Source organism: Pedobacter sp. 22226 (assembly GCF_052045455.1).
GTDB lineage: Bacteria > Bacteroidota > Bacteroidia > Sphingobacteriales > Sphingobacteriaceae > Pedobacter > Pedobacter jeongneungensis.
Genome location: NZ_JBQEPB010000013.1, coordinates 25,499 through 52,157, shown reverse-complemented (window position 1 = coordinate 52,157; position 26,659 = coordinate 25,499). Strand labels below are relative to the sequence as shown.

Sequence of the window (26,659 nt, the reverse complement as noted above, 5' to 3'; positions counted from 1 at the left end):
AACTTTCCAGCAAACGGGTTATTAAAGTTGACAATGCCTCGTAGCCAAGGTCTGTGTCTCCATAGACCTTTTTTATGTAATAATAATTCAGCGTTGTCAACTTTCCAGCAAACGGGTTATTAAAGTTGACAACGACTCGTAGCCAGGGTCTGTGTCTCCAGAGACCTTTTTAAATAATAATATTCAGTGTTGTCAACTTTCCAGCAAACGGGTTATTAAAGTTTACAACGCTAACCACCCTGCCTTGCAACCCCTAATAGCTGCAAAGGCCTTACTAAATTAAACCTGACTGTACGGAAATACTTTTTGCGGCACTGAATCAACAGAACATACCATCATTGCCAAAAAGATTGGAGGAAAGGCAGGACTACCGAAAAGACTTGCAGCCCATTGCTTTCCTATCGCTAAAAAATAGATTATCAATCCCGAAAATTCGGAAGATTAAATTAAGCAGCCTTCGTGGTTTGCTCGTTAATATCCTGTAAACTCAATTTGGTAAGCGATTTCGTTTTCAACCAGGTAATCCCGGCAATAGCGATCGTCATGCTGCCTCCAAAAACGACGGCCGGTACTAAAGTTAGCAACCTTGCGGATAAGCCGGATTCAAACTCGCCGATTTCGTTCGATGAACCTATAAACATACTATTTACGGCCGAAACCCTTCCGCGCATATCATCAGGTGTAAGCAATTGCATAATGGTTTGGCGGATAATTACACTTACGCTATCAAACGATCCTTCGAGGAACAGGAAAAACAAGGTTAAGTAGAAATTTTTAGATAAGCCATAACAGATGATACTTAAACCAAAACCGGTAACTGCAATGAGCAGGTTACGCCACGGCTTTCCCATTGGCGAAAAGCGGGTCATGGCCAGCATGGTAATTACTGCGCCTAGCGAAGCCGCTCCACGCATCATGCCCAAACCATAAGAACCCAAATGGAAAACATCTTTCGCAAACATCGGCAACAGTGCTACTGCCCCACCAAAAAACACCGAGAAAAGATCTAAACTCATGGCCCAAACCATCATTTTGGTTTTAAACACAAAGTGGATTCCCTCTTTTAAACTATGAAATATATTTTCTTTCGGAACGTATGTTGAAGGATGTTTTTTAAGTGTAAAAATGCAGATCAGTGAGATGGAAACCAATACCACAATAAAAGTATAGGCTGCTGTAATTCCCCATAGCCAGTTAACAAAACCACCGGCCACAGGCCCGATAATGGTAGCCAACTGCCAGCTGCTGCTGTTCCAGGTACTCGAATTTGGATACAGTTCTTTAGGTACAATTTTCGCCATCAGGGAGAATGTTGCCGGACCGAAAAAGCCTCTTGCAATCCCAATGCAGAAAACCAGGCCATACATAATGAGTACGATAAGGTCTTCTTTTAGGTGAAGGTATTTGCTGGTAATAATGAGCATCAGTACAGAGGCTAACCAAACCCCTGAAAATATCTTGATCAGTAAACTGCGTTTTTCGCTTTTATCGGCAATGTAGCCTCCATATAAAGCAATTCCAATCGCCGGAATGGCTTCGCACAAACCCACCAAGCCCAGTTTTAACGGATCGTGTGTTAAATCGTAAATGTGATAACCAATTACAACAGCCTGCATTTGGTAGGCCAGTGTAAAAAAGAAGCGCATGCCAAGGAAAGATCTGAATTCTTTATAGCGCAAAGCTGCGAAGGGATCTTGTTTTACAATAACGGGGTTGGGGTCTGAATCTGCCACAGAAAAAAGTTTATTTGCAAAACTAAGCTTTGAAAATTAAATATGGGAATAGATAAACATTTAAGATGAGTTCTTTTTCCATTAAAAAGTAAAAATGACCAATCTTGATTCCACAAAAAAACCCGATGGATAATATTATCCACCGGGTTATCTGGCAGGGTTAGTTTAGTAACCCGGATTTTGGTCGAGTGAATTATTTTTATTTACTTCATCACGGCTAAATGGCCTGAAATAAAGTTTATTATCCCAACTTCTGTTTTCCTGGGCGTTTTCTTCAACCGGACTATAAGTATAATCGTACACCGTTGGATCGTAATGGTAAGGTGCCGACATGGTTTTGCCTGGCTTAAATTTACCGGTAACCTTGATATAAGTAACTTTTCTACCCAGTGTTTCGCCCGCGATTAACCACCTGCGGGTATCATGATACCGTTGTTCTTCGTAAGCCATTTCTATACGGCGCTCATGGCGGTAAACTTCTCTCAGGCCAGCCTGATCTGTAGCGGTTACCGCCGGCATACCTGCCCTGAAACGGATTTTATTTAACCAGCTTACTGCATCACTCAATTCTCCTAACTCAATGCTGGCTTCGATATAATTAAATACCGCTTCTGTGTATCTAAAGAATGGCCATGGTACATTTTGCGACATAGAGGCATCTACAATGGCTGGATCCGGATCGATAAATTTATGGTAATAATAGCCTGTCCAGCTGCCGTTCCAGTTTTCGATAGAACTTCCACGGGTATCTAAGCCTTTAAAATCAATTCTGCCTCCGTTGTCTATCAAATCGTAAATACCGGTCTGGATCTGGTTGGCAGGATCAACATTGCCCGAAGCTTTATCGCGTGGTTTCCAACCTGCACCATCATATAAAATGGTGGCATAAAAACGCGGATCTCTGCTTTGATAAGGATTTGCCTTTTGCGCAGCATTCGCCCAGCTAAATTTAGAGCCATCCTGCATTTCATAATCATCAACCAATAAACCGATAGGCGTGTTACCCGCCCAGTTATGGTAACCATTCGGGCCATTTTGCTGCGCATGTTTAATGTTGCTCTGGATAATAAAATAGCGTGCAAAAATTAATTCTGAAGCGGCCGTTGCATCTATGCCCGGGGCTTTACTTGCTCCCCCCATGGCAATACTTTTATAATTTAACTGACCATTGGCAACTGAAGCCGGAGCCGCAAGATCTAATTTATAACCTGTACCCAGATCCATCACAGCTTTGGCAGCTGTTTTAGCCAACCGGTAACGATCTGGCTGGCTGCCGCTGGCATAACTTAAAAAATCTAATACCTTAACATCAATATTTTTAATTTTATCAGTAAGCTTTGCTCTGTTATGCAAATCGCTTGCAGCATAAATCAATACCCTCGATTTTAAAGCCAAAGCAGCAAGCGCAGTGGTACGCCCTTTATCGAGCGTTTTGCCTGTTAGCAACCTATTGGCTTCATCGCAATCTTTAACGATGAAATTTACACATTCCTCGTAGGTATTACGTTTTGCATTATAATTATCATCTAACACATAAATTTTTGTGATGAGAGGTACCGCACCATAATAGCGCAATAACTGTTGATAAAAATAAGCCCTCAGAAAATAAGCTTCTCCCAATAACTGATCTTTTAACGATTGGCTGCTTAAACCATTAGCACCACTGGTTATTTTATCGATGGTAATATTACAGGCCCTGATGCGGTTATACATTTGTTTATAGGCCCAGGTATCATCAACCCAACCTAATGTTGAGGGATTGATCGTGGCATTGTTAACCAGATCGATACCACGGGTTGGGTGTGTAAACAGCGCTTCGTCCGAAACGGAAGCCAGCATTTGTTCGGAGAAGCCTCCATTACCCAATCCATTATAGATATCGTTAACAAAGGCCTGTGCAGTTGCCGGATCCTGCCATACTGATTCTGACGGCACCTGGCCTGGCGACTCTACATTTAAGAAATCTTTCTTACAGGATGCAGCAAGAAGGATGGTAAAAATTAATATATAGCGCTTTATATTTTTATTTATTGCTTTCATTTTCTTGATTGTAACGATTAAACTTAATTACATTTAAAAACCGGCTTTAATACCAAAGTTGATTACCCTGGCCTGCGGATAATACTGACCACTTGAATTGGTTGATTCGGGATCCCATATCTTGATTTTATCCAGCGTAAACAGATTCAGTCCGTTTGCATAAACTCTTACACTGCTAAGCCCCACTTTTTCCACTAAAGTTGTCGGTAAAGTATAACCTAACTCTACGTTTTTAAGTCTGATGTAATTATTACTGCGCAACCAATAAGTATTATTCAATGCATTGTTGCTATCAGTGTAGTAGGTAGCTCCCCGGTTTGATAAACGCGGATTTACAGAACTTGGGTTATCAATACTCCAGCGGTTCAGGTACGACCACTCCAGGAAATTACCAATATCACCCGATTCAGTTAAACCCACAATCTGCATCCCGCCGGTTGCTCCCTGCACAAGTACCGATAAATCAAAGCCTTTATATTGCAGGTTTAAATTGAAACCACCGGTGAAGGTTGGCGTGCCGTTTTTATCCAGACGGATTTTATCATCGGCATTGATTTTGCCATCGCCGTTAATATCCTTGAACTTCATGTGGCCAGGACGCAAAGTGCTGGTTAGCGCGCTATAATTTAAGGTATTGGCATTAATTTCGGCCTGATCTTTAAAAACGCCATCATAATCGTACACCAACCACGAATTGGTTACGCGGCCGGTTGAGTGCTGCCACTCCGGAGCACCCGGGGTTTCATCCCAAAATATGATTTTGTTTTTGGCATAACCGCCATTAACACTCACGCCATAATTTAACTCACCAATTTTATCGTTATAACTTAATTTAAACTCGAAACCTTTATTATTTACCTTCCCTAAGTTAACAGGTGGTAGGCGATCGGTAATACCTGAACTTTCTGGCACCGAACTGCCTCTGCTGATCAGAATATTTGTACGTTTATTATAGAAATAATCAAATTCCAGTGCTAGTTTATTATCCAGGAAAGAGGCATCTAAACCCACGTTGGTATTATTGGCCACTTCCCAACCGAAATTAAAATTGGGCACTTTACCTTCTGTGAGTGTTTTGGTTACCAGATCATTAAAGATATAGTTTCCAAAATTCATTAAGCTCAGGTATTGATATTCTTGCAGGACATCACCGAAATAGGCCTCGGCACCCATCTGACCGTAAGAAGCCCTCAGTTTTAAGTTGTTTACAAACTTAACATTCTCTTTAAAAAAAGGCTCTTCAGATAAACGCCATCCAACAGATACGCCAGGGAAAAAACCAAAACGCCTGTCGGTTGGGAATATATAAGAACCATCTACGCGCCACAAAAATTCGGCAAGGTATTTTTCTTTATAGTTATATCCTGCCCTTCCAAAATAACTTAAACGGGCCCTTTTAAATAGGTTATTCGGGTCGCCAGGATTGTTTCCTAATGATTGTTCGCGCTCATCCCCAGCCAGCAATTCCTGAACAGAATTTGAGATATAATATCTTCTAAAAGCAGTAAACCCATCATTATCAACTGTTTCTCGGGTTACACCGGCCATTAAGCCAATGGTATGATCGCCGATTTTCTTATCGTAATTGATCATTCCTGTTAAGTTGATGGCCAGTTGCCCGCCGGCTGTTTCCCTAAGCCTCGGGTCGGTATATTGTGAACGTACTGTACCTGTTAAAACCGGTGTTACGCCATCAGCTTCAAAAGTTTTCTTGTCCCAATCATAAAGTGTCCAGGGCAATTGCCAGTTTTTTTGCCTGCCCGAATATTTATCAATCGCAGCAGTTCCGGTTACTTTTAATCCTTCAACACCAGGAATTTTAACTTCAACCTTACCTGTAGTCTGGAAATAATCCCTGACATCTTTGTTATATCCGGTTAAATCTGTAGTAGAAACTACGGGGTTATAACCATATTCAATATCCCTTCCAGGTTTGCCATTTGGCCATATTGCAATTTCATTTGGCCTTCCCCGCATTAAAAACCTAAAAATATCGCCCGCACCAACGGTCGGAAAATTACGGTCTTCTTCTCTTGCAGATACCCCTAAAGTTGTGGTGATGTATTTGCTCAGCTTTGCTTCCAGGTTAAAGCGCATATCATATTGCTTATACCCTGTGGCTGAGTTTTTATAATAACCATCCTGATCGAGATAGCCTAATGAAACCAGGTATTTTACGTTTTCACTTCCTCCGTTAATCTGAACATTATGCCTTTGCTGAGGCGACCAGTTTTGGAAAGTAGTTTTAAACCAATCGGTATTCGGGTATCGCAACGGATCTGAGCCATCGCCAAATTTTCTGATTTCATCCGGTTTATAAGCCGCATTAATGGTTTTTCCGCCTGTTGACAGGTAAGAACCCGTTGTTTTAAAGCTGTTCCACGCTGCCGACCATTCGTTTGGATTAAGATCTGAGCCAAAAATATTCAGCTCATTTAAAATCTCTGCATATTGTACCGAATTGGCCATTTTAGGAATCCTTGTAGGCTGTTGCAAACCATAACTGAAATCATAAGAAAACTGAGGTTTACCCGATTTGCCCAGTTTAGTGGTAATTAAAATTACGCCGTTGGCCGCCTGCGAACCATAGATGGCTGCAGATGCATCCTTTAAAACCGATACGCTTTCAATATCATTTGGATTTAACCTTTCGATCCCGCCTGCACGGTTAGGAATACCATCGATTACAATAAGCGCATTGTTATTTCCGAGTGAATTTGTACCCCGGATCCTGATGGTAGAGCCATCATAACCAGGTTCTCCACTCCCCTGCAAGGCCGTTACACCTGGCAAACGACCAGCTAAAGAGTTGGTTAAGTTTACGGATGAAGATTTAGCGAGTTCTGTACCTTTAACCGAAGCAACAGCACCTGATACAACGGCTTTCTTTTGTGTACCATAACCTACTACAACAACCTCTGAAAGGTTTTGGTTATTCTCTACCAATCGTACATTGATATTGGTTTGGTTCTTAACCTGAATTTCCTGGTCTACGTAACCTACATAAGTAAACACCAAGGTTGCATCTTCAGGTACTTTGATGCTAAAATTTCCGGAGCCATCAGTTACAGTGGTTGCAGTACCCCCCTTTAATTTAACACTTACGCCAGGTATCGGTCCTTTGGCATCGGTAACCTTTCCCTTCACGATGATATCCAGGAGGGGAGGTTTGTAAAAATCAAAGGGTTCTTTTTTGTGCAGTAATTTGCCCGGCGATGTACTTGCAGATGATGAAAAAACGAGACAACTACCACAAACAAAAAACACGCTACTTTTGGCAAAAGTCTTCAATAGATTTTTTTTCATAGTTTTCAATTTATTTTGGTTAGATATTGATTGTAATACTATTTAATACTCATGAGTAAACTTAAGTCCTCATCAATTGCATTATTAAAAATCTGATCTATTGAAATAATTATCTACATCCTGTTACCCTTAAGAAATTACTAATTTCTTACTGATTAAGACAATAAATCGCTGTTAACCATCGTGAAACCCTCTTATCTGATAAACAAACTAATGTTAGGACTAAAAAAATACTGAGTTTTAATACCCAGTTTTATAAATGTCAAATCAACAGTTTATATTTGGTTAGACGCAATATAGGAATATTAGGAACTTAAAAAAAAATATAAAATAATAATTTTTGAGCCCGGAGCCGCTGGAAAAAAAATTCATATACCACATACAGTAGTACAAATAATACGTTCGTAAATTTTATTATACAAAGAAAATAAACCCGGAACGGGCTATAGGATTAACTGATTTTATCAAAAGAAATTCCTCTTTCTAATTTTCGGAGGTAGACTTTTAAAGTAGCATTTTCTGGCTTTTCTAATTGAGGATCTTCTGAAAAAAGTTCGATTACCGTATTGCGGGCCTCCGATAAAATCACCTGGTCTTTCGCCAGATCGGCGAGTTTCAGGTCTAAAACCCCGCTTTGTTGTGTACCTGTAATATCACCAGGACCCCGAAGCTGCAAATCGATTTCAGAAATTTCAAATCCATTATTGGTCCTCACCATCGTTTCTAAGCGGATTTTGCCTTCTTTACTGAGTTTATTACCGCTCATCAGGATACAAAAGGATTGCTCGGCTCCGCGACCAACCCTGCCCCGCAACTGGTGAAGCTGCGAAAGCCCAAACCGCTCCGAATTTTCGATCACCATTACCGAAGCATTTGGCACATTTACTCCTACTTCAATTACGGTTGTAGCCACCATAATCTGGCTTTTGCCGTCAATAAACTGCTGCATTTCGAACTGTTTATCCGCATTTGGCATCTGGCCGTGTACAATGCTCATCTGATAATCAGGCCGTGGAAATTGATAGCTCAGTTGCTCTATCCCGGCTTCGAGGTGTAAAAGGTCTAATTTCTCACTTTCCTTAATCAAAGGATAAACAATATAAACCTGCCTGCCTTTAGCAATTTCCTGTTTCATAAAGCCAAACATCCTCAGCCGCTGACCTTCGAAAAGGTGTCTGGTTTCAATCGGTTTTCTTCCTGCGGGCAGTTCATCGATAATAGAAACATCCAGATCTCCATATAATGTCATCGCCAGGGTACGTGGAATGGGTGTAGCAGTCATCACCAGGATATGTGGCGGAATGATGTTCTTCCGCCAAAGTTTTGCCCGTTGCTCTACCCCAAAGCGGTGCTGCTCATCAATTACCACCAGCCCCAGATTCTTAAACTGAACTTTATCTTCAATTAGGGCGTGGGTACCGATTAAAATATCAATTTCACCACTTTCCAACTGCTCATGCAAAATGGTGCGGTCTTTCTTTTTTGTATTTCCGGTTAAAATGGCCACCTTAACCAGATCGTCTGTAATCAGCTCGGTAATTGAAGCATAATGCTGACGGGCCAAAATCTCAGTGGGAGCCATCATACAGGCCTGGTAGCCGTTGTCATTAGCCAAAAGCATACTCATGAGTGCTACGGCAGTTTTACCGCTCCCTACATCACCCTGCACAAGCCGGTTCATCTGCACGCCACGCTGGGTATCAATTCTGATTTCTTTCACTACCCGCTTTTGGGCATTGGTTAATTCGAAAGGTAAAAATTCTTTATAAAAACGGTTCACCTTTTCGCCAACCCACTCAAAGGTTGCCCCTTTAAATTTTAACTGACGTAAGTGCTTATTGTGTAGTAGCTGTAGCTGAATAAAAAATAACTCCTCAAATTTCAGGCGTCTTTCTGCATCATTTAAATCTTTTTGATTTTTCGGAAAATGAATATTCAACAACGCCATTCTTTTATCTGGCAGCTGATACTTATCTATAATATATTGGGGTAAATTTTCAGGAACCTGTGGAATAACCTGATCCAGCAAACCCGCTATTAAACGCTGTAATCCCTTAGAATCAAGATTAAACTTTTTGAGTTTTTCGGTAGAGTTATAAACCGGCTGGAGTGTTAGGTTTCCTCTGCCTACCTGTTTGCGCTGGTACAACTCCATTTCAGGGTGCGAAATACTGAATGTCCCGTTAAAAATGGCCGGTTTTCCAAAAGCAACATACGCCGTACCAACGGTGATGTTATCATCAACCCATTTGAGGCTCTGGAACCAAACCAGTTCCATGATGCCCGTTTCATCCTTAAAAACTGCAACAATCCGTTTTGCTCTTTTATCGCCAATAACCTTTTTACTGATCACCCGACCAATAATCTGGATATATTGCGAATCAGGATTGAGCTGATTGATCTTAAAATATTTTGTACGATCGATATACCTAAAAGGATAATGCGCAAGCAAATCCTGATAAGTGAACAGGCCGAGATCTTTTTTTAGCACATCGGCACGACTTGGCCCAACGCCTTTTAAAAACTCAACGGGTGTATCTAATACCGAATTATACAAAATATTTTACTGTTTCCTGTAAATAACAAATTTGTCAACTGTGGATTAAAAATAGCGATCGGCAGCATTAATAACAAATAGGACAGTATTACCGAATTCCTTTCCCCCTGAATTTTGATTATATAAAAAACAGGCATTGATCCTCAGAATACGTAAGGAACAGTGCCCGCTATAAAATGGTTGCTCAGTTATTTCGAAATTATCCGACGATGGCAATTACAGAAATTTCTACATTCACATTTTTTGGCAATACTGAAACCTGAACAGTTTCGCGTGCAGGAAAATCGGCTGTAAAATATTGACCGTAAATCTCATTTACCTGTGCAAAAGTTCCCATATCACTTAAGAAGATAGTAGATTTAACCACGTTATCGAAGGTTAAGCCAGCTTCTAATAAAACGGCCTTAAGGTTACGCATTACCTGATGTGTTTCCTCTTCGATATTGCTGATATTTAATTCACCATTTTCGGGATTGATGGCTACCTGACCAGATACGAATAAGAAGTTTCCGGCCTGTACAGCCTGGCTATATGGCCCGATTGGCGCTGGAGCATTAGTAGTATTGATAATTTGTTTCATACGGTTTATGGTTATTTGGCAAGCCATTGAACAAGCTTGTAGATGATACCTGCCAGAAAAATAGTGATGGCCAGCGCATTAATGAAATGCATAATCCTGATGTTGATATTATTTGGCCTGTTAGGATCCTTTTTTCTAAAGAAGTACATAATACAAACTTAGCTAAAAAGCTTAACACCAAAAATTAAAAGGCATAAAAAAAGTCCCGATTTGCATCGGGACTTTCTTAAATCTTATATTGAAATACTAGTTTCTAGCAGTTTCAACACGACGGTTTTGGATACGACCTTCTTCAGTATCGTTAGAAGCAATTGGGTTAGCTTCGCCATTACCTTTAGTAGCAACCTGACTAGCGTTAACGCCAGAGTTTACTAAGTAAGTTTTAACAGAGTTAGCTCTGTCTTTAGATAATTTCAAGTTATATGCAGCAGTACCTTCGCTTGAAGCGTAACCGTTTACAGTTACTTTACCACCGTTTTCACGTAACACTGAAGATAATTTATCTAAAGTAGGGTAAGACTCAGTTTTTAAAACTGAAGAGTTGAAATCGAAACCGATTTTTTCGAAACCAGTTGCAGTGCTAGCTGCAGTATCAGCAGGAGCTGGTTTTGGAAGAGGACAACCAGAACCATCAACAGCAGTACCAGCAGGAGTACCTGGACATTTATCGAATTGATCAGCGACACCGTCACCATCAGTATCTTTTTTCAAATCTTCAACAGATTTCTCAACAGCAGAAACACGGTTTTTCAATGCTTCAACTTCTTGACGTAAAGTTGGATCTTTTAACTCATCGTACATAGTAGCTAATGGGTTAGTCCACTCTAAACTTGGTTTAGCAGAAGAACCTAAAGAGAATTCTAAACCAGCATAACCGTAAGAGAATTTATCTTTAGTAGTACCTTTTGCATAAACTCCATCTAAGTTATCAGCGTCAACAAAGTTCATAGTGTAACCTAAGTTAAAGTTAACACGCTCAGAAACTTTGAATTTAACACCAGCACCTACTGGAATGTAGAAACCTTTTACGTAATCTTTAGCATCGTGTCTGTCATCGGCAGGACCTACAGCACTACCTTTCCAGTCGATAACTGAACCATTACCTAAAGTAACTTTTGGAGCATAAGCCATGTAACCAGCACCGGCAGTTAAGAAGAAACCTACTGAGTTCTCACGACGTAAGAAATCGATAGAACCTACGTTAACAACACCACGTAAATCTACAGCATATTGTAATTGAGTTTCGAATTCTCTTGTAGCTGGGTTAGTGATACCTTCGTTAGTACCAGAAAGTTTACCACGAGTTCCGTTTAATTCTAAACCGAAAGAGTGACCTAATTGTTTACGGATGTTTAAACCGTAACCTAAGTTAGCATCCCATTTGTTAAAGTCGTTAGAACCGCCGATAGCAACAACTGGCATTAAAACACCACCGTGTACACCGATAGACCAAGTTCTGTACTGTCCTCTACCGCCAAATACCTTGACAGCAGAAGAGGTTGCAGGAGCATCCTGAGCGACAGCAAGAGAAGCAACTCCTGTTAATGCCACTAAAGAAAGCGCAACACTTTTCTTTAAAGTAGAATAATTCATAATCTTTTTTCTTTTTTAAGGGTTAAACAATTTAATTGATTAATTTTTTAGTAATCGCAAAATTAAACAAAATTTTAAATTTTCAAACTTTTATACAAACTCCGTTCCAAACTTCACAGTAAATAATCATTTTATTACATTTGGCCATTTCCAATTAAAAATACCATTTTCATGAAATATCCTACTATAGATCAGTCATTATTTACTCTGAATAGAAAAAATTTCACTAAACAGCTAAAAGACAACTCATTAGCCATCTTCAATTCAAGTGATGAATTTCCCAGAAGTGGTGATCAAAGCTTCGTTTTCAAGCAAAATCCTGATTTATTTTATTTATCAGGAATTGACCAGGAACAAACAATATTGCTTCTATATCCAGATTGTCCTAATCCTTTGTACAGAGAAGTCCTGTTTTTAAGACAGACCAACGATTATATCAAGGTGTGGGAAGGCTATAAATATACAAAGGAGCAGGCAAAGGCTGCTTCGGGTATTGAAAGCATCTATTGGTTAGAAGATTTTGACAACATTTTACATAGTATTGTTAACTATGCAGCACATATTTACCTCAACACAAATGAAAACGACCGGTATGCGCACGAAGTTCCTTATCGCGATATCCGTTTCATTGAGAAAATGAGAGCTAAGTATCCACTACATCAATATGAGCGTTTGGCACCTATTATGCGTAGTTTACGTGCCGTTAAATCGGATGTTGAGGTAGAATTAACAAAAAAAGCCTGCGCCATAACCCGCGATGCCTTTATAAGGGTATTAAAATTTACCAAACCCGGCGTAAAGGAATATGAGATAGAGGCAGAGATCATTCACGAATTTATCCGTCAGGGTGGTACAGGGCACGCCTATACGCCAATTATTGCTTCTGGTCATAACGCGAATATCCTCCACTATAACGATAACAACCAGGAGTGTAAAAGCGGGGATGTTATTCTATTTGATTTTGGGGCAGAATATGCCAATTATAATGCTGACATGAGTCGCTCAATCCCGGTAAACGGCCACTTTACCCAAAGGCAAAAAGACGTTTATAATGCTGTTTTGCAGGTAATGAAACAGTCTGTTAAATTAATTAGGGAAGGTGTATTGTGGAATACGTACCACGAACAGGTTGGGGAAATTATGACCGAACAGTTGGTTAAGCTTGGTTTGATCTCTTTAGAAGACGTTAAGAAACAAAATCCTGCTTACCCGGCCTATAAAAAATATTTTATGCATGGCACTTCTCACCATTTGGGTATCGATGTGCACGATTTTGCCGGGAGATACACGCCATTTGCAGCTGGCAACATTTTAACTGTTGAGCCGGGTATTTACATCCCGGAAGAAGGTTTGGGCATCCGTTTAGAAAACAATATTCTCATTACTGCAAATGGCAATGTAGATTTAATGGCCGATATTCCTTTGGAAGCAGAAGAAATTGAGGAAATTATGAATAGTTAATTTCAGTTAGCAGTTGTTAGTTTTTCAGTTAACCTGTTATTGATCATTAAGAAGTTAAGAGTGTGGCGCTGAGCGTTTGATGTTGATTATAGATACCCCCTCAACAATTTAAGATTTATGACAACTCACTTAAACAATTAACCAGTAAACCAGCGCTAACAATTAGCAATAAAACAATCTCAACAATTAGCAGGTTATCAGTTAACCACTGAGCGTAGTCGAAGAGTTAACAATTAACCAGTTAACCCTCACCAAAGCTATCGGCAAAACGATAAACATTAAATCCATCTTTTTCTAAGGCTGCCTGAATTTTTTCTCGCAGCTTTTTTTTATCTATATCCTGCATTCTTTTGTGCTGAATAAGTTTCCATGCTTTTTCGGCGAAAAGGAATGCTTTACGATCATTATCGGTTTTTTGGGGTTTAGCAATCCAAGCACACAACTCATCTATGCCTGAGTTTTTATCGGCAATGGTTTTTAAAATCGGGATGGTCTTTATTCCCTGATGAACGATTTTTTTTAAATTATTGGCAAAAGTATCGGCTCCTTCCCTATCTGCTTTATTAATTACAAAACAATCTGCAATTTCCATCAGTCCCGATTTGATGTTTTGCACCTCATCACCCGATTCAGGAACCAGCACAACAATCGACTTATCGGCTAAGCCGGCAATTTCAACCTCCGATTGGCCAACACCAACAGTCTCTACGATGATCAGATCAAAATTAGATGCTTTTAAAACATCAACCATTTCTATAGTTTTAGCAGAAATGCCACCCAATGCGCCCCGGGTAGCTAAAGACCGGATATATACATTGGGATTGTTAAACTGATTGGCCATCCGGATACGGTCGCCAAGCAAAGAACCAAAATTAAATGGTGAGGTGGGATCAATCGCTAAAATGGCAATACGCTTCCCTTTGGCAACAAAATGCTGAGTTATGGCGTTTACCAGGGTACTTTTACCAGCACCAGGAGGGCCTGTAATACCCAGAACCGGGATATTGATGTTACTATCTAATTCCTTTAAAATTGACTCAGCCGGTTTTATACTATTTTCCACAAGCGTTAATGCTCTTGCCAAAACTTTATAATTACCGGCTTTTACTTCGCTTAAAATGGATAGATGCGTATTCATCAATAAAACTATCTTTGTACAAAGAAACAAAAATTATCAGCTACAAAGCGCCCCAATAATGAAAGTTACCGGTTTTACCTTTTTAAGAAATGCAATTGTAAACGATTACCCTGCGAAAGAAGCCATACTTTCGGTATTGCCTTTATGCGATGATTTTATTGTTGCATTAGGAAATTCGTCGGATGAAACTTCTGAAATGGTAAAAAGTATCGATCCTAAAATCAGGACCATTGATACCGTTTGGGATGATAATATTCGTGAAGGTGGTCGTGTTTTTGCCGACGAAACCAATAAAGCTTTGGCCGAAATAAGTGCTGATACCGACTGGATGATCTACATTCAGGGCGATGAAGCGATCCACGAGGATTATCTTCCGCTGATTAAAAAAGAAATGGAGCAGGAACTGAATAACAGTAATGTTGAAGCCTTGCTTTTAAAATATAAACACTTCTACGCTTCTTATGATTACCTGGCCGAATCGAGGCGTTGGTACAGAAGAGAAGTTAGAATTATCAAAAACCTGCCTGGGGTACGTTCCTACCGGGATGCACAAGGTTTCAGGATTAACGGCAGAAAGCTTAAGGTTAAATTAATTGATGCCTATATTTATCATTATGGATGGGTAAAGCCGCCAAAAGGACTCCAAGGCAAAGTACGTAACTTCAACCAGTTTTATCAAACAGAAGAATGGATTGAAGAAAATTATCCGGTGCAGGATACATATGATATGCACAATGCCGATCGTTTAGTTCATTTTAAAGGCAGTCACCCTAAAGTAATGCAGGAAAGAATTGCTGCAGCAAACTGGAAATTCGATAAAGACTTAACAAAAGAAACCCCAAAAATGAATTTCCGCAGAAGGGTTTTGCAAAAAATTGAAGATTTAACCGGATTGCGTTTATTTGAATACCGGAACTATAAAATTGTAAAATAAATGCAGAAGCGTGTTTCAATCATAATACCCAATTATAATGGCAGGCACCTGCTCGAAAAATATCTTCCATCGGTTTTTATTGCAGCAGAAAATGCAAACACTGAATTCGAGATAATCGTAATTGATGACGGATCTAAGGATGACAGCATTTCTTTTATCAGGGAAAATTACCGAAATGTAAAACTGTTGATCAATGATCAGAACAGGGGCTTTTCTTACACCTGCAACCATGGCATAAGAGAGGCGAAATATGAGCTGATTTTGCTTTTGAACTCTGATGTAAAACTTACCCCCGACTATTTCGATCATCAGTGGAAATACTTTGATCAGCCCGATACTTTTGGCGTTATGGCCCGCATAATGAGTTTTGATGAAAGCCGGATTGAAGATGCTGCACGTCTTTTATACTATGGTGGCTGCCGCATTAAGGCTAATAAATTTTATTATAGTGAAAATCCTGAAGATGAGAGTGTGTACACTGCTTACCTTTCTGGTGCTAATGCCCTGGTTGATGCTCAAAAATTAAAAGAACTAGGTGGTTTTGATGAAATTTATTCTCCTTTTTCATCAGAAGATTTTGATTTGAGCCTACGTGCATGGCAACTGGGCTGGAAATGTTACTATGAGCACCGGGCATTTTGTTTTCACCATGTAAGCGGGAGTACCAAAACCCAAATCAAATCTAATTTTATTAAAAAGATTTATTACCGCAACCGCTATATTTTACAGGGAATTCATCTGCAGGGACTAAGAAAATTATTTTATCCACTACAACAGGTTTTTACAGAACTTATTCCAAAACTGCTTACAGGCAAAACCTGGGTACTGGAAAGCTATAGAGATTATCTGGCACATCGCGATCGCATTCATGCAAGTAAAGCGAAGTTCGGGGGATTGAAGCAGAAATACAATTCGGACCTAAATATTTCTGATGTAATGACTATTATAAATCAATCGGTTAGCAACAAAAACATTAAACGATTGTAATTTTAACGTACCCTTTTCTTAAAATCAGTTGGGTTGAGTTGAAAACCTTACCTTTGTCAAGTTTTAATTAGATTTTTTGGAAATGTTTCAATACATCTTCCATATTTACCTATACCATTTCACATAAAAATGAAGACATACTTTCGTTTATTATCTTTTGCCAAGCCTATCGAAAAATTTGCAATACCATATGTTATTGCAACATTATTTGCTATTATTTTTAATACATTTTTATTCACACTGCTTGGCCCCCTTATGCAGGCGCTATTTCTTGGTAAAACAGTTACTAATATTAAAGCAGACAAAGCTGAAGGTTCGTTAAATTTCTTAGGAAAATTTAATGATTACATGGATGCAATAATCGCACATGATAAAATACATGCATTACAGATTATTTGTATTGTAATCATCGTAACAGTATTCTTATCAAACTTATTCAGGTACTTCTCTCAGCGCTACATGGAAGATCTGCGGGTACATACTTTATTAAATTTAAGAAAAACCGTTTTTAACAATGTAATGAATTTACATGTTGGCTACTTTAACAATGAGCGTAAAGGTGATATTATTTCAAAAGTGGCATCAGATGTACAGGTGGTTCAGTTTACCGTAACCAACACACTGCAGGTAGTTTTTAAAGAGCCGTTACAGCTTATGTTTTTTGTAGGGGTTTTAATCTCGATATCATTAAAGTTAACATTATTTTCATTGCTGGTTATTCCTGTTTCCGGATTTATTATCAGCAAGATTGTAAAAAGGTTAAAACAGCAGGCCACTCAATCTCACGAATCGTTTGCTAAAATGATCGGATTTCTGGACGAATCGCTTAGCGGAATAAAAATTATCAAAGCATTTAATTCTACAGAAAGAATGAAGCAAAAGTTTGATGAAGAAAATAAGTTTTATTCTTTTTTGAACAGAAAAATGGCTAGAAGACAACAACTTGCTTCTCCTGTTTCGCAAACGCTCGGTGTTTTGGTAGTGGTGTTTATCTTATTATATGGTGGCACTTTGATTTTAAGCGGAAAAGGAGATCTCGAAGCAGCAGATTTTGTTGTTTATCTGGCTACGTTCTCTCAGGTAATGCAGCCAATTAAAGCTTTAACTGATTCTTTTAGCGGAATACACTCTGGCATATCTGCCGGTGAACGCGTTTTGGATCTGATTGATACTAAGCCATCATTAGTGAATAAACCTGGCGCTAGAGTTCTTGATGGTTTTAATAGTGCAATCAGCCTTCAGAATGTTTCATTCAGTTATGGTGATAAACAAATCTTGAATTCGATAAATTTCGAGATTGAAAAAGGAAAAACTGTAGCATTGGTTGGCCCATCAGGTGGTGGTAAAAGTACGTTGATGGATTTGCTACCACGGTTCCATGATCCAAAATCGGGAACAATCAAAATTGACGGCTATGACTATAAAGATTTAACTGTTGAAAGTATAAGAACACAAATGGGAACAGTTAACCAGGAGTCTTTTTTATTTAACGATACCATTTTTAATAACATTGCCTTTGCAAAACCCGATGCCACAATGGAGGAAGTAATTGCGGCAGCAAAAATCGCAAATGCACACGATTTTATTGAGAACACAGAAAATGGCTATCAATCTTTTGTTGGCGACAGAGGAAACAAACTTTCAGGCGGGCAAAAACAGCGTGTTTGTATTGCAAGGGCTGTATTGGCTAATCCACCAATCATGCTTTTAGACGAAGCTACTTCTGCACTGGATACTGAATCTGAAAAATTAGTACAGGATGCCTTAAATAATTTAATGAAAAACCGCACCTCAATCGTAATTGCGCACCGTTTAAGTACTATACAACATGCCGATAAAATTGTGGTGATTGATAAAGGTAGCGTTGTAGAAACCGGAAGCCATAGCGAACTGATGGCTAAAAGTGGCTTATACAAACGTTTAATAGATATGCAGGCTTTTAACGATTAGATTTCTTCTAAAATCGATTGTAGCTTTAAGGTTTGATCTGTTGCATTAAAACTCTTTGCATATTGTTTAATGTAATCCTTATCGTATGTCCCGTAGTTTTCTTCTATTTTTTCCATTGCCTTCGCCAGTTCAGTAAACGAAAGCTGGTTTACCACTATGCCGATTTTATCATTCACGTATTCCTCAATGCCACCCGAGTTAAAACCGGCTATTGGTTTCCCCAAATGTGCAGCTTCCTGCATCACTAAAGGAAAAGAATCCTGGCGGGATAATAATAAGAAACCCTTACCTAAATTAAAATAGTCGTAATAGTCGGTAGATTTTCGACCTACAAAAAACAGCCTGTCTTTAAATGCAGCCTTACCGGCTATTTGTGCATAAGCTGTTGTACCCGAATCTTCAATGCCACCAATCCACATAATTTTATGATTGGGTTTAAGTTCTTTCAATAAAGGAATTACAAAATCAACACCCTTGATGGCATTAACACTGCCTGCCATTATCCAGATAAAGTCGGTAGGGGCAAAATTAAATTGCTCGCTTATTTTAGTCTCGCTTAAAGAAATAAACCGGTCGTCTACAAAGCTGTTCAGCAATTTCACATTTTGATGCCCCATATCTTCTAAATTTTGGCATACTACTTTAGAACATCCAATACACAGGTCCGATTTTAATAAGTTTTCTATGGTTTTTTCTTTAACCATATCGTAATACAACGGCATTTCATGAACGTGTGAAATAATCTTTACCCCCAGTTTCAACGCAATAGAATATGCATCTCTGTTTACAATTGTATTAATATACCAGTAATCTGCTTTAACTTTTTTCTGAATTTTTCGCAGTTGAAACTCTACAGGATTTACGTTAACAGCATATAGCAATAGCCTAAACAGCCTGAGCAGATAGTTTCTGCTTTTTTTATAGCCAACAAAGTATTTGATATATTTTGGAAGGTCCTTAAGCAAGGATCCGTCATTACGGGTAAATAAGCAGGCTTCGAATTTTTCTGCATTCAAATTTTCAAGGATGTAGAGTAACTGCATTTCTGAGCCTGTTCTGCCAAAAAACGGGGTAATAAACAATATTTTTTTTGGTGCTGTAGCTCCTTCTTTTTTTGAAAAACCTGTCGTCATTTTCTCTTTTTTTTCAGGCTTTAAAGATGCAAAAATCTATGCCATCTTTTATAAGCTTATTAACGCTTAAATTATCTTATTTTTACCGCACCTAAACCCAGTACATGATTGACGAGCAAAATAATCTTATTACGGTGTTAATGCCTGTTTTTAACAGCGAACTTTTTGTAAAGGAAGCTATAGAAAGCATACTCAATCAATCCTATAAAAACTTCGAATTTTTGATTATTAACGATGGAAGTACAGATCAGTCGCACGCCATAATCAGCTCTTTTTTAGATAGCCGGATAAAATATGTTAATAATGAAGTGAATAAGGGTATAGTAAATACGTTGAACGAAGGATTGGTGTTGAGTAAGGGCAAATATATCGCCAGAATGGATGCTGATGATATTGCCATGCCCGATCGGTTAACCAAACAAGCTGCTTTTCTAACTGCAAACCCAACCTATAAATTGTGTGGCAGTATGGCGATTGCTATTGATGCAACCGGAAAAGAAATAAATAACTTAAACCGGCCGCAGCATAGTGCTAAAATCAAAGTATTTAACTTGTTCCGCAATGCTTTTATACATCCAACAATTATGGCGGATGCTGAAACAATAAAGAAATTTGCCTACAGTGAAAATTTTAAATATGCTGAAGATTATTTTTTATTTTCTCAAATCACAATGAGTTATCCTGTTGCAAACCTGCACGAGCGTTTGTTACAATACCGCATTCACGGAGAAAGTATAACATCAAAGAAAAAGGGAGAAATGGTGCAAAGCGAGCTCAAAACCATAGCCTATTTATTATCTTTCTTATTTGATAAAGTAGATCAACAAAGTTTATTGGTTCATCATTCAATCCTGCGCCCTGAAGATGCTGCTTTTTCTGAACATGAAATAGAGCACCACCTGGTAAACGTATTAAGAGCCAATCGAAAAAAGCAGGTATTCAACCAAAGGCTTCTTAGCAAACAACTGCAAAAAGATTGGTATAACTACCTGCTTAAATCCAACAATAAATCTTCCCTTGGTAAGTTTATAGGATCAGATTTATTTACCTTTAGCAATTTAAATTTGAAACAGGTTATCAAACTCCTGCTAAAGTAATCGATCATGGAGCCACTCATTTCTATAGCGCTTTGTACCTATAATGGCGCTAACTTTTTACAACAACAACTTGATAGTATTCTTAACCAAACCTATAAACACATTGAACTGGTTATTGTTGATGATGGTTCTTCTGATGGCACAAAAGATATATTGAAACAATATGCTGCTAAATATGAACAGATTAAACTGTATTTTAACGAAACGAACATCGGTTTTAATGCCAACTTTCAAAAAGCCATATCTTTTTGTTCGGGCGATTTTATAGCCATAAGCGATCAGGATGACATATGGCTGGAGCACAAATTAGCGCTATTACATCAGAATATAGGAGATAACTGGCTGATTTTTTCGAATTCAGAATGGATAGATCAAACAGAAAATCTCATTGGGCGACAAACATTAAATCCCGATTTTAAGTTGGGGAACCGTGATTACAGAAGCGCACTATTCTATAATTCGGTTACCGGGCATACCACTCTTTTTTCAAAGGCACTGTTACCCTACATATCTCCAATTCCTGAAACAGGATATTATGACTGGTGGATCGGGTTTGTGGCCCTATATCATCACAAAATTACTTGTGTAAATGAATGTTTAACACTGCACAGAATCCATAGTTCTTCAGTGATGCACAAGTTTAAAGGTAATGTAAAAACCAACATCAAAGCAGAACGTTTTAAAGAAATTGATCTGAATCTTTTCCTTTTAGGCAAGTATAAAAACTTAAAAGAAGCAGATAAAAAACTGATTGGTAAAATATATGCCGCCCACCATAAAAAAGGATACAGTCTATATTTAATCAGGCTTATCTATAAACATTATCAAGATTATTTTCCTGATCTGAAAAACAGAACAGGATTAAGCAGACTAAATTTTGCTATTAAATTTTCTAAAAAATTTTAGGCTACAGCACTTATTAAACACATGAAAATTTACCGTTGGATAGATAAATACAATTATAAAGTCTCAATTAAGATTACGAAGAGATATTATACCGGAATATCAAAAAGAAGAACAAAACTATATTCCTTATCGCCATCTTTTTGGGGAGACTACCTGCTGCGTTTATTACTGGTATTTGCGTCTGTTATTTTTGTTAAAAAATCTGCTTTTAAAGGTTTTTACAATATTATATCCCGTAAATTCTCTCCGTTTTTCTCTTCCGATACCAATCCCATAATTTATATTAAAACAAGAGATTTAATTTCAGCATTATTTGGTTACCGGTATTTTGTTGATGAGGCTACTCCAGATCTTTTAGACAGGAAGACCATTCTTGCAGAAAAAATAGTATTTCAACGTTCAGAGGAGCCATTTATTAGCGTTATCGTAACTGGCAACTATCGCTTAGATTATCTTTATAACTGTTTAAAATCTTTAAGCGATCACATTTCTGAAAAACATACTTTTGAGGTTATTCTATTCAAAAATCAAGATCACCATGTCAATTCTTTCCTGAATAATAATGTTAAAGGAATTATTCTGTTAGAAACGGCTTCTTTTGCATCAATTTTAGAAAATGCGAAAGGAAATTTAATCTATATCCAGTCAAGTGAGGCTATAATAAAGAAAAACTGTGTTGAACTCCTTGCCGAAGTGCTGAAAAATAAAGAGGTAGGTTGTGCAGGGGCAAAACACCTTTATAGGAATGGCTTACTCATTAGAACAGAAGGCGACACTATTTTTTATGAGGACAGTAATCATCCTGAATTTAATTCTCAAAGAGAAATTACACATTATGCCTCAGCTAATTTTATTTTCCACAGAGATCATTTGAGTAACTTAAATCTGTCTGATATTGATCTTCTTTCGTCAGTTAATATCGGAGATCAGATTGGTCAATCCCTTGCCGGCAAAAACAAAAAGGTTATTTATCAGCCCTTGGCAGAGGTGGTGTGTTATAATATTCAACAATTAAAGGCCCAGGCCTTAATTGAAAAGCCTGCACAAAAAACTATATTATTTATAGATGATGTTATCCCTACACCTGATCAGGATTCTGGTTCGAACAGGATATTCAAAATTATGCAGCTGGTAAAAGCCTTGGGATTTCATGTGATATTTTTACCTGCCAACGGCGAGAAAAAGCCACGGTATTTTGATCAGATGATTTTAGAAGGGTTTGAAGTGCTGTACCGTTTTCCTAATATGCGTGGAATGATCAAAATTCTAGAAGGTAAGCTTCAGGACATTGATGCTGTGTGGCTATGCAAACCGCACAATAATGAGCAGTTTAAGTTTCTGTTTGAGCAGAAAAAAGATTTATTCTGGATTTATGACACAATTGATCTTCATTTTTTAAGGTTGCAGCGGGAAGGTGATCTTTCTGGAGACCAATCTGTTATTCAAGAGGCCAATGATATTAAACAGGTAGAACTCAATATTGCAAAACTTGCCAGTATTACCCTGGCCATTACAAAGGATGAAAAAGAAATTTTAGAAAACGAAGGCATAAAAAATGTTGAGATAATACCTAATATCCACGAAATAAAAACCTTAACCGAAGCTGCAGGTTCTTTCAGTTTAAGAAGTGGCTTACTTTTTATTGGTGGTTATCTGCACAAACCCAACATAGATGCTGTGCAATGGTTAGTTAAAGAAATTATGCCTTTGGTATGGGCCGCCGATCCGCGGATAACCTTAACGCTTTTAGGGAGCAACCCTACCGATGAAATACTTGCGCTACGCTCGGATAGGGTAATTGTTCCTGGTTATATACATGATGTTTCAGCATATTTCCATAGTAACCGCGTATTTGTATCACCATTACGGTTTGGTGCAGGCATGAAAGGGAAAATTGGCCAGAGTTTAGAATATGGACTTCCAATTGTTTCTACTGATATTGGCGTAGAAGGTATTGGGTTAACAAATGGCCACGATGTAATGGTAGCGAATGATACCAAAGATTTTGCAGAAAAAATCATTCAGTTATATAATTCTCCCGATCTTTGGAATAACATCAGAAACAATTCAATTAACGTGTTAAAAGCATACACTCCCGAGGTGATAAAACAGCAACTGGAAGAATTATTGAGAAATTTAAGCAACAAAAAGTAGCATGAGCGAACAAAAGATCTCAATTATTACCGTTAATTATAATAATTGCACCGGGCTTGAAAAAACGATGAGCAGTGTTTTTTCGCAAAGTGCCACCAATATCGAATTTATTGTTATTGATGGTGGCAGTAATGATGGCAGCGCTAAATTATTAACCCAGAATACGGATAAGATTACCTACTGGATAAGCGAACCCGACAAAGGGATTTATCATGCAATGAATAAGGGAATAAACATTGCTACCGGAGATTACATCTTATTCCTCAACAGTGGTGACTGGCTTTACAGCGATATGGTAATTTCGCAGTCGCTAACGGCCATGAAAGAACAACTGGATATTTACTATGGCGACATTATTTATGACGAAATACATCAGCAGAGTAAACGAGTGTTTCCGGATCAGTTAAATTTTGCCTTCTTTTTTGAACAGAACATATCACACCAGGCCAGTTTTATCAAGAGAACTTTGTTTAAAACGATCTTTCCTTACAATGAAAATTTCAAAATTGTATCTGACTGGGAATTTTTCACCTATGCCATATGCAAGCGTGAAGCCTCGTACAAACACCTCGATATCATCATCACCAATTATGATGCAACAGGCATTTCTTCCAATACCGATAACCATGTGTTAATGAATGCGGAGCGCGAAGCATCTTTAAATAATCACTTTCATGAGTTTATAGCTGATTATAATTACTTTAAACATTTAAGGGATAAAAAAGCAGAACAGTTTTTGTACATTAAACAGCATCCGTTAGCGTACAAATTTTTAAAAGCATTTATTAATCTCATTTTACTTTTTTTACCAAAGTTTAAAAAATCAGCCTAAAAATTATGGTTAAGGTTCTATACGATCATCAAATATTTACTGAGCAAACCTATGGAGGCATTTCCAGGTATTTTAAGTATCTGATGAATGGAATAAAGAAAACAGAGGAGGTAGAGTATAAACTGGGCCTTTTAAGATCCAATAACTATTATATCAGAGATGAACAGCAGCCATTAAGCAGCTCGTTATTTAATCCGCTTTTTAAAACACAAGAGAAACTGCTTAAACGCAATAACTCTTACAGCAAATACCTGCTTAAAAAAAATGATTTCTCTGTTTTTCACCCTACCTATTTTAACCCTTATTTTCTAAAGTACCTGAAAAAGCCGCTGGTTATAACCGTTCATGATATGACCTATGAGGCGCTGCCTCAATTTTTCCCTTCATCTGATCCTTTGCCTTTTTATAAAAGAATATTAATGGAGAAGGCAGATAAAATTATAGCCATATCCGAAACAACAAAAACCGATATATTAAAATACAGCAATGTTAATGTAGATAGAATAGAAGTTATACATCATGGAATAGATCTGGCTGAACCAGTGTACGCTCCTGTTGAAGGCTTACCTGAGCAGTACATTTTATTTGTTGGTGCCAGGTGGAGTTATAAAAATTTCCATTTAACAGTAGAGGCTTTTAAAAAATTAACACAAAAATATCCCGGGTTACGCCTGGTATTTGCCGGTGGCGGGGCTTTAAGCTATGGCGATTCTGAGTTTTTAATACGCAATAATATTTTAGAGAAGACCATACAATTATCTGTTAGTGATGATCAGCTGAATACGCTTTATAAAAATGCCTTATGCTTTGTTTATCCTTCACTATACGAAGGTTTCGGATTGCCAATATTAGAAGCTTTTAAGAATAATTGTCCCGTTTTGCTGAGTAATTGCAGTTGTTTTGAAGAGATTGCAGGAAACGCTGCACAGTATTTCGATGGCCAGTCTTTACAATCGTTGACAGAAAAGTTAGAAACTATTATCTCATCTCCTTCTCTTAGAAGAGAAATGGGTAATGCAGGGCAAAAAAAATCGCTGGAATACCCTATTGATAAATGTGTTTCGAAAACGATTGAGCTGTATAAAAAAATTATTTAAATGCCTGCAGTCTAAGCAAAAATCGTTCAACCCTTAAAAAAAGACTTGAACCATCTTTTAAACCTTCTTCTATAAGAATTGTGTTTTTTTAAGTAGGCCATTTCCGCTAACTTACCCCGAATATTAAATTCTTCGAATAAAAGATTATAATCTGCCTCTTTTTCCGGCACCATATATTTTGGATGAACCAGCTCTCCCAGTTCCTCTAAAGGAACATTGGCAAAAGGACTATTGGCATTAGTGGTATTTTCTGCAAACTGATCGAATCCAATGTTACTTACCAGATTGTAATTAGGGACAATGGTTAGTGAATGACTAAATAAATGTGAAAAAGTTACCTGATAATCCCATGTATCAATTTTACCTTCCTTGGTTTCATTAAATATTTCTACCCACCTATCAACAATCAAAGGATCTTCAAATATTTTTTGCAGTGGTTCTCTAACTTCATCTGCGTTGTACTGGCTTAAATTCTTATCATAGTTATTCCAGGATCTTTTCCAGGTAGCCCAGCCCCAGCCATTAGTTAAATTAGAAAAATAATACGAGCCTTTACCCCATTTTTTTTTCGTATCGAAATTAAAGCCAGATATCAGCCAGATTCTTGTATCATTCCGGTATTTCTCCAGCAAATTATCACAATAATAAAAAAAGCTCATAGAGGGCAAACAATCATGCTCTAATATAATTCCTTCTTCCTCATGTTGAAAAAACCAATCGATTGCAGAGGATATGGCTTCTTTTGGCCCCAGATTCTTTTCTCTGAATAAGGTATGTACTTCGCATTCCCAATCAATAAAACCCATTACTGATTCTTTAGCTTTACTACAATCTTCTGCCTCTGTTGCCCGGTTTTCCCGTGGACCATCGCAGGTAAGATATAATCGCGAAGGTTTGGCCTGCTTAATTCGTTCTAAAACTTTCAGCGTAGTATCAGTTCTATTAAAAAAAATAAATAATATTGCTGATTGAGTTTGATAAGCGGTATAATTTGTAGACATATTGGGTTTAAGCAGGCAAAAATTGTGATGAATAATCCATATCAGGCGATTTAACAGTTTAAGAATACACTAAAAAGAATCACCTGAACAAATCTACAAAATAAAAAGAAAGCATTTAACTGGCTCCTACTTCATATTATCTGAACATTAAAATTTTTAA

General features: G+C 37.9%; 19 protein-coding genes. 9 read left to right on the top strand and 10 right to left on the bottom strand.

Annotation, left to right across the window (positions count from 1 at the left end):
- Nucleotides 1–446: 446 nt before the first annotated feature.
- From ACTJKC_RS24240 to ACTJKC_RS24210, 7 genes are all read right to left on the bottom strand, one after another.
- Nucleotides 447–1,733 carry an MFS transporter gene (locus ACTJKC_RS24240; RefSeq protein WP_440796092.1) on the bottom strand — a complete coding sequence of 429 codons (1,287 nt, stop codon included), beginning with the start codon at nucleotides 1,731–1,733 and terminating at the stop codon, nucleotides 447–449.
- Between the two features lie 165 nt (nucleotides 1,734–1,898).
- Nucleotides 1,899–3,773, bottom strand: coding sequence for a RagB/SusD family nutrient uptake outer membrane protein (locus ACTJKC_RS24235; RefSeq protein WP_440796090.1), 1,875 nt, complete (start codon nucleotides 3,771–3,773; stop codon nucleotides 1,899–1,901).
- Between the two features lie 33 nt (nucleotides 3,774–3,806).
- A complete protein-coding gene (locus tag ACTJKC_RS24230) occupies nucleotides 3,807–7,079 on the bottom strand; it encodes a SusC/RagA family TonB-linked outer membrane protein (RefSeq protein WP_440796088.1) in 3,273 nt (1,090 codons plus the stop codon).
- Between the two features lie 451 nt (nucleotides 7,080–7,530).
- The gene (gene recG, locus ACTJKC_RS24225) at nucleotides 7,531–9,636 is read right to left on the bottom strand and encodes an ATP-dependent DNA helicase RecG (RefSeq protein ID WP_440796086.1); all 2,106 of its coding nucleotides are present in this window, start codon (nucleotides 9,634–9,636) and stop codon (nucleotides 7,531–7,533) included.
- Between the two features lie 199 nt (nucleotides 9,637–9,835).
- On the bottom strand, nucleotides 9,836–10,216 hold the full coding sequence (locus ACTJKC_RS24220; protein ID WP_440796084.1) for a RidA family protein: 381 nt from the start codon (nucleotides 10,214–10,216) through the stop codon (nucleotides 9,836–9,838).
- Nucleotides 10,217–10,227: 11 nt separating this feature from the next.
- A complete protein-coding gene (locus tag ACTJKC_RS24215) occupies nucleotides 10,228–10,365 on the bottom strand; it encodes a DUF6728 family protein (RefSeq protein ID WP_344852274.1) in 138 nt (45 codons plus the stop codon).
- Nucleotides 10,366–10,462: 97 nt separating this feature from the next.
- Complete coding sequence (locus ACTJKC_RS24210) at nucleotides 10,463–11,809, bottom strand: OmpA family protein (RefSeq protein WP_344852275.1); 1,347 nt, start codon at nucleotides 11,807–11,809, stop codon at nucleotides 10,463–10,465.
- Nucleotides 11,810–11,980: 171 nt separating this feature from the next.
- Here ACTJKC_RS24210 and ACTJKC_RS24205 point away from each other — a divergent pair, with 171 nt between their 5' ends.
- Complete coding sequence (locus ACTJKC_RS24205; protein ID WP_440796082.1) at nucleotides 11,981–13,270, top strand: aminopeptidase P family protein; 1,290 nt, start codon at nucleotides 11,981–11,983, stop codon at nucleotides 13,268–13,270.
- A 241-nt stretch (nucleotides 13,271–13,511) separates the two neighbouring features.
- On the opposite strand, the gene meaB is transcribed toward ACTJKC_RS24205, so the two are convergent.
- Nucleotides 13,512–14,408, bottom strand: a complete 897-nt coding sequence (gene meaB, locus ACTJKC_RS24200; RefSeq protein WP_440796080.1) for a methylmalonyl Co-A mutase-associated GTPase MeaB — start codon at nucleotides 14,406–14,408, stop codon at nucleotides 13,512–13,514.
- A gap of 58 nt (nucleotides 14,409–14,466) precedes the next feature.
- On the opposite strand from meaB, the gene ACTJKC_RS24195 reads away from it, so the two are divergent.
- The 3 genes from ACTJKC_RS24195 to ACTJKC_RS24185 all read left to right on the top strand — a co-directional run bounded on the left by ACTJKC_RS24195 (nucleotide 14,467) and on the right by ACTJKC_RS24185 (nucleotide 18,279).
- Nucleotides 14,467–15,342: a glycosyltransferase family 2 protein gene (locus ACTJKC_RS24195; protein WP_440796078.1), complete on the top strand. Its 876-nt coding sequence runs from the start codon at nucleotides 14,467–14,469 to the stop codon at nucleotides 15,340–15,342.
- Nucleotides 15,343–16,329 carry a glycosyltransferase family 2 protein gene (locus tag ACTJKC_RS24190; RefSeq protein ID WP_440796076.1) on the top strand — a complete coding sequence of 329 codons (987 nt, stop codon included), beginning with the start codon at nucleotides 15,343–15,345 and terminating at the stop codon, nucleotides 16,327–16,329. It begins immediately after the preceding gene.
- A gap of 129 nt (nucleotides 16,330–16,458) precedes the next feature.
- Nucleotides 16,459–18,279 carry an ABC transporter ATP-binding protein gene (locus ACTJKC_RS24185; protein WP_440796074.1) on the top strand — a complete coding sequence of 607 codons (1,821 nt, stop codon included), beginning with the start codon at nucleotides 16,459–16,461 and terminating at the stop codon, nucleotides 18,277–18,279.
- Here ACTJKC_RS24185 and ACTJKC_RS24180 read toward each other — a convergent pair.
- Nucleotides 18,276–19,412: a glycosyltransferase gene (locus ACTJKC_RS24180; protein WP_344852281.1), complete on the bottom strand. Its 1,137-nt coding sequence runs from the start codon at nucleotides 19,410–19,412 to the stop codon at nucleotides 18,276–18,278. The genes ACTJKC_RS24185 and ACTJKC_RS24180 overlap by 4 nt on opposite strands.
- A 104-nt stretch (nucleotides 19,413–19,516) precedes the next feature.
- Between ACTJKC_RS24180 and ACTJKC_RS24175 the strand changes: the two genes are divergently transcribed.
- From ACTJKC_RS24175 to ACTJKC_RS24155, 5 genes are read left to right on the top strand one after another with little or no spacing between them, the layout of a single operon-like run.
- Entirely contained in the window at nucleotides 19,517–20,509 is a 993-nt protein-coding gene (locus tag ACTJKC_RS24175) for a glycosyltransferase family 2 protein (RefSeq protein WP_440796072.1), read from the top strand.
- Nucleotides 20,510–20,515: 6 nt separating this feature from the next.
- On the top strand, nucleotides 20,516–21,415 hold the full coding sequence (locus ACTJKC_RS24170; RefSeq protein WP_440796070.1) for a glycosyltransferase: 900 nt from the start codon (nucleotides 20,516–20,518) through the stop codon (nucleotides 21,413–21,415).
- A gap of 21 nt (nucleotides 21,416–21,436) precedes the next feature.
- Nucleotides 21,437–23,569: a glycosyltransferase gene (locus ACTJKC_RS24165; protein WP_440796068.1), complete on the top strand. Its 2,133-nt coding sequence runs from the start codon at nucleotides 21,437–21,439 to the stop codon at nucleotides 23,567–23,569.
- Between the two features lies 1 nt (nucleotide 23,570).
- Nucleotides 23,571–24,401 (top strand): glycosyltransferase family 2 protein, encoded by an 831-nt coding sequence (locus ACTJKC_RS24160; RefSeq protein WP_440796066.1) that lies wholly within the window; start codon nucleotides 23,571–23,573, stop codon nucleotides 24,399–24,401.
- A 5-nt stretch (nucleotides 24,402–24,406) separates the two neighbouring features.
- Nucleotides 24,407–25,498 carry a glycosyltransferase family 4 protein gene (locus ACTJKC_RS24155; protein ID WP_440796064.1) on the top strand — a complete coding sequence of 364 codons (1,092 nt, stop codon included), beginning with the start codon at nucleotides 24,407–24,409 and terminating at the stop codon, nucleotides 25,496–25,498.
- A gap of 26 nt (nucleotides 25,499–25,524) precedes the next feature.
- Here the strand turns inward: ACTJKC_RS24155 and ACTJKC_RS24150 are convergent, their stop codons facing one another.
- On the bottom strand, nucleotides 25,525–26,499 hold the full coding sequence (locus ACTJKC_RS24150; RefSeq protein WP_440796062.1) for a nucleotide-diphospho-sugar transferase: 975 nt from the start codon (nucleotides 26,497–26,499) through the stop codon (nucleotides 25,525–25,527).
- Nucleotides 26,500–26,659: the final 160 nt, after the last annotated feature.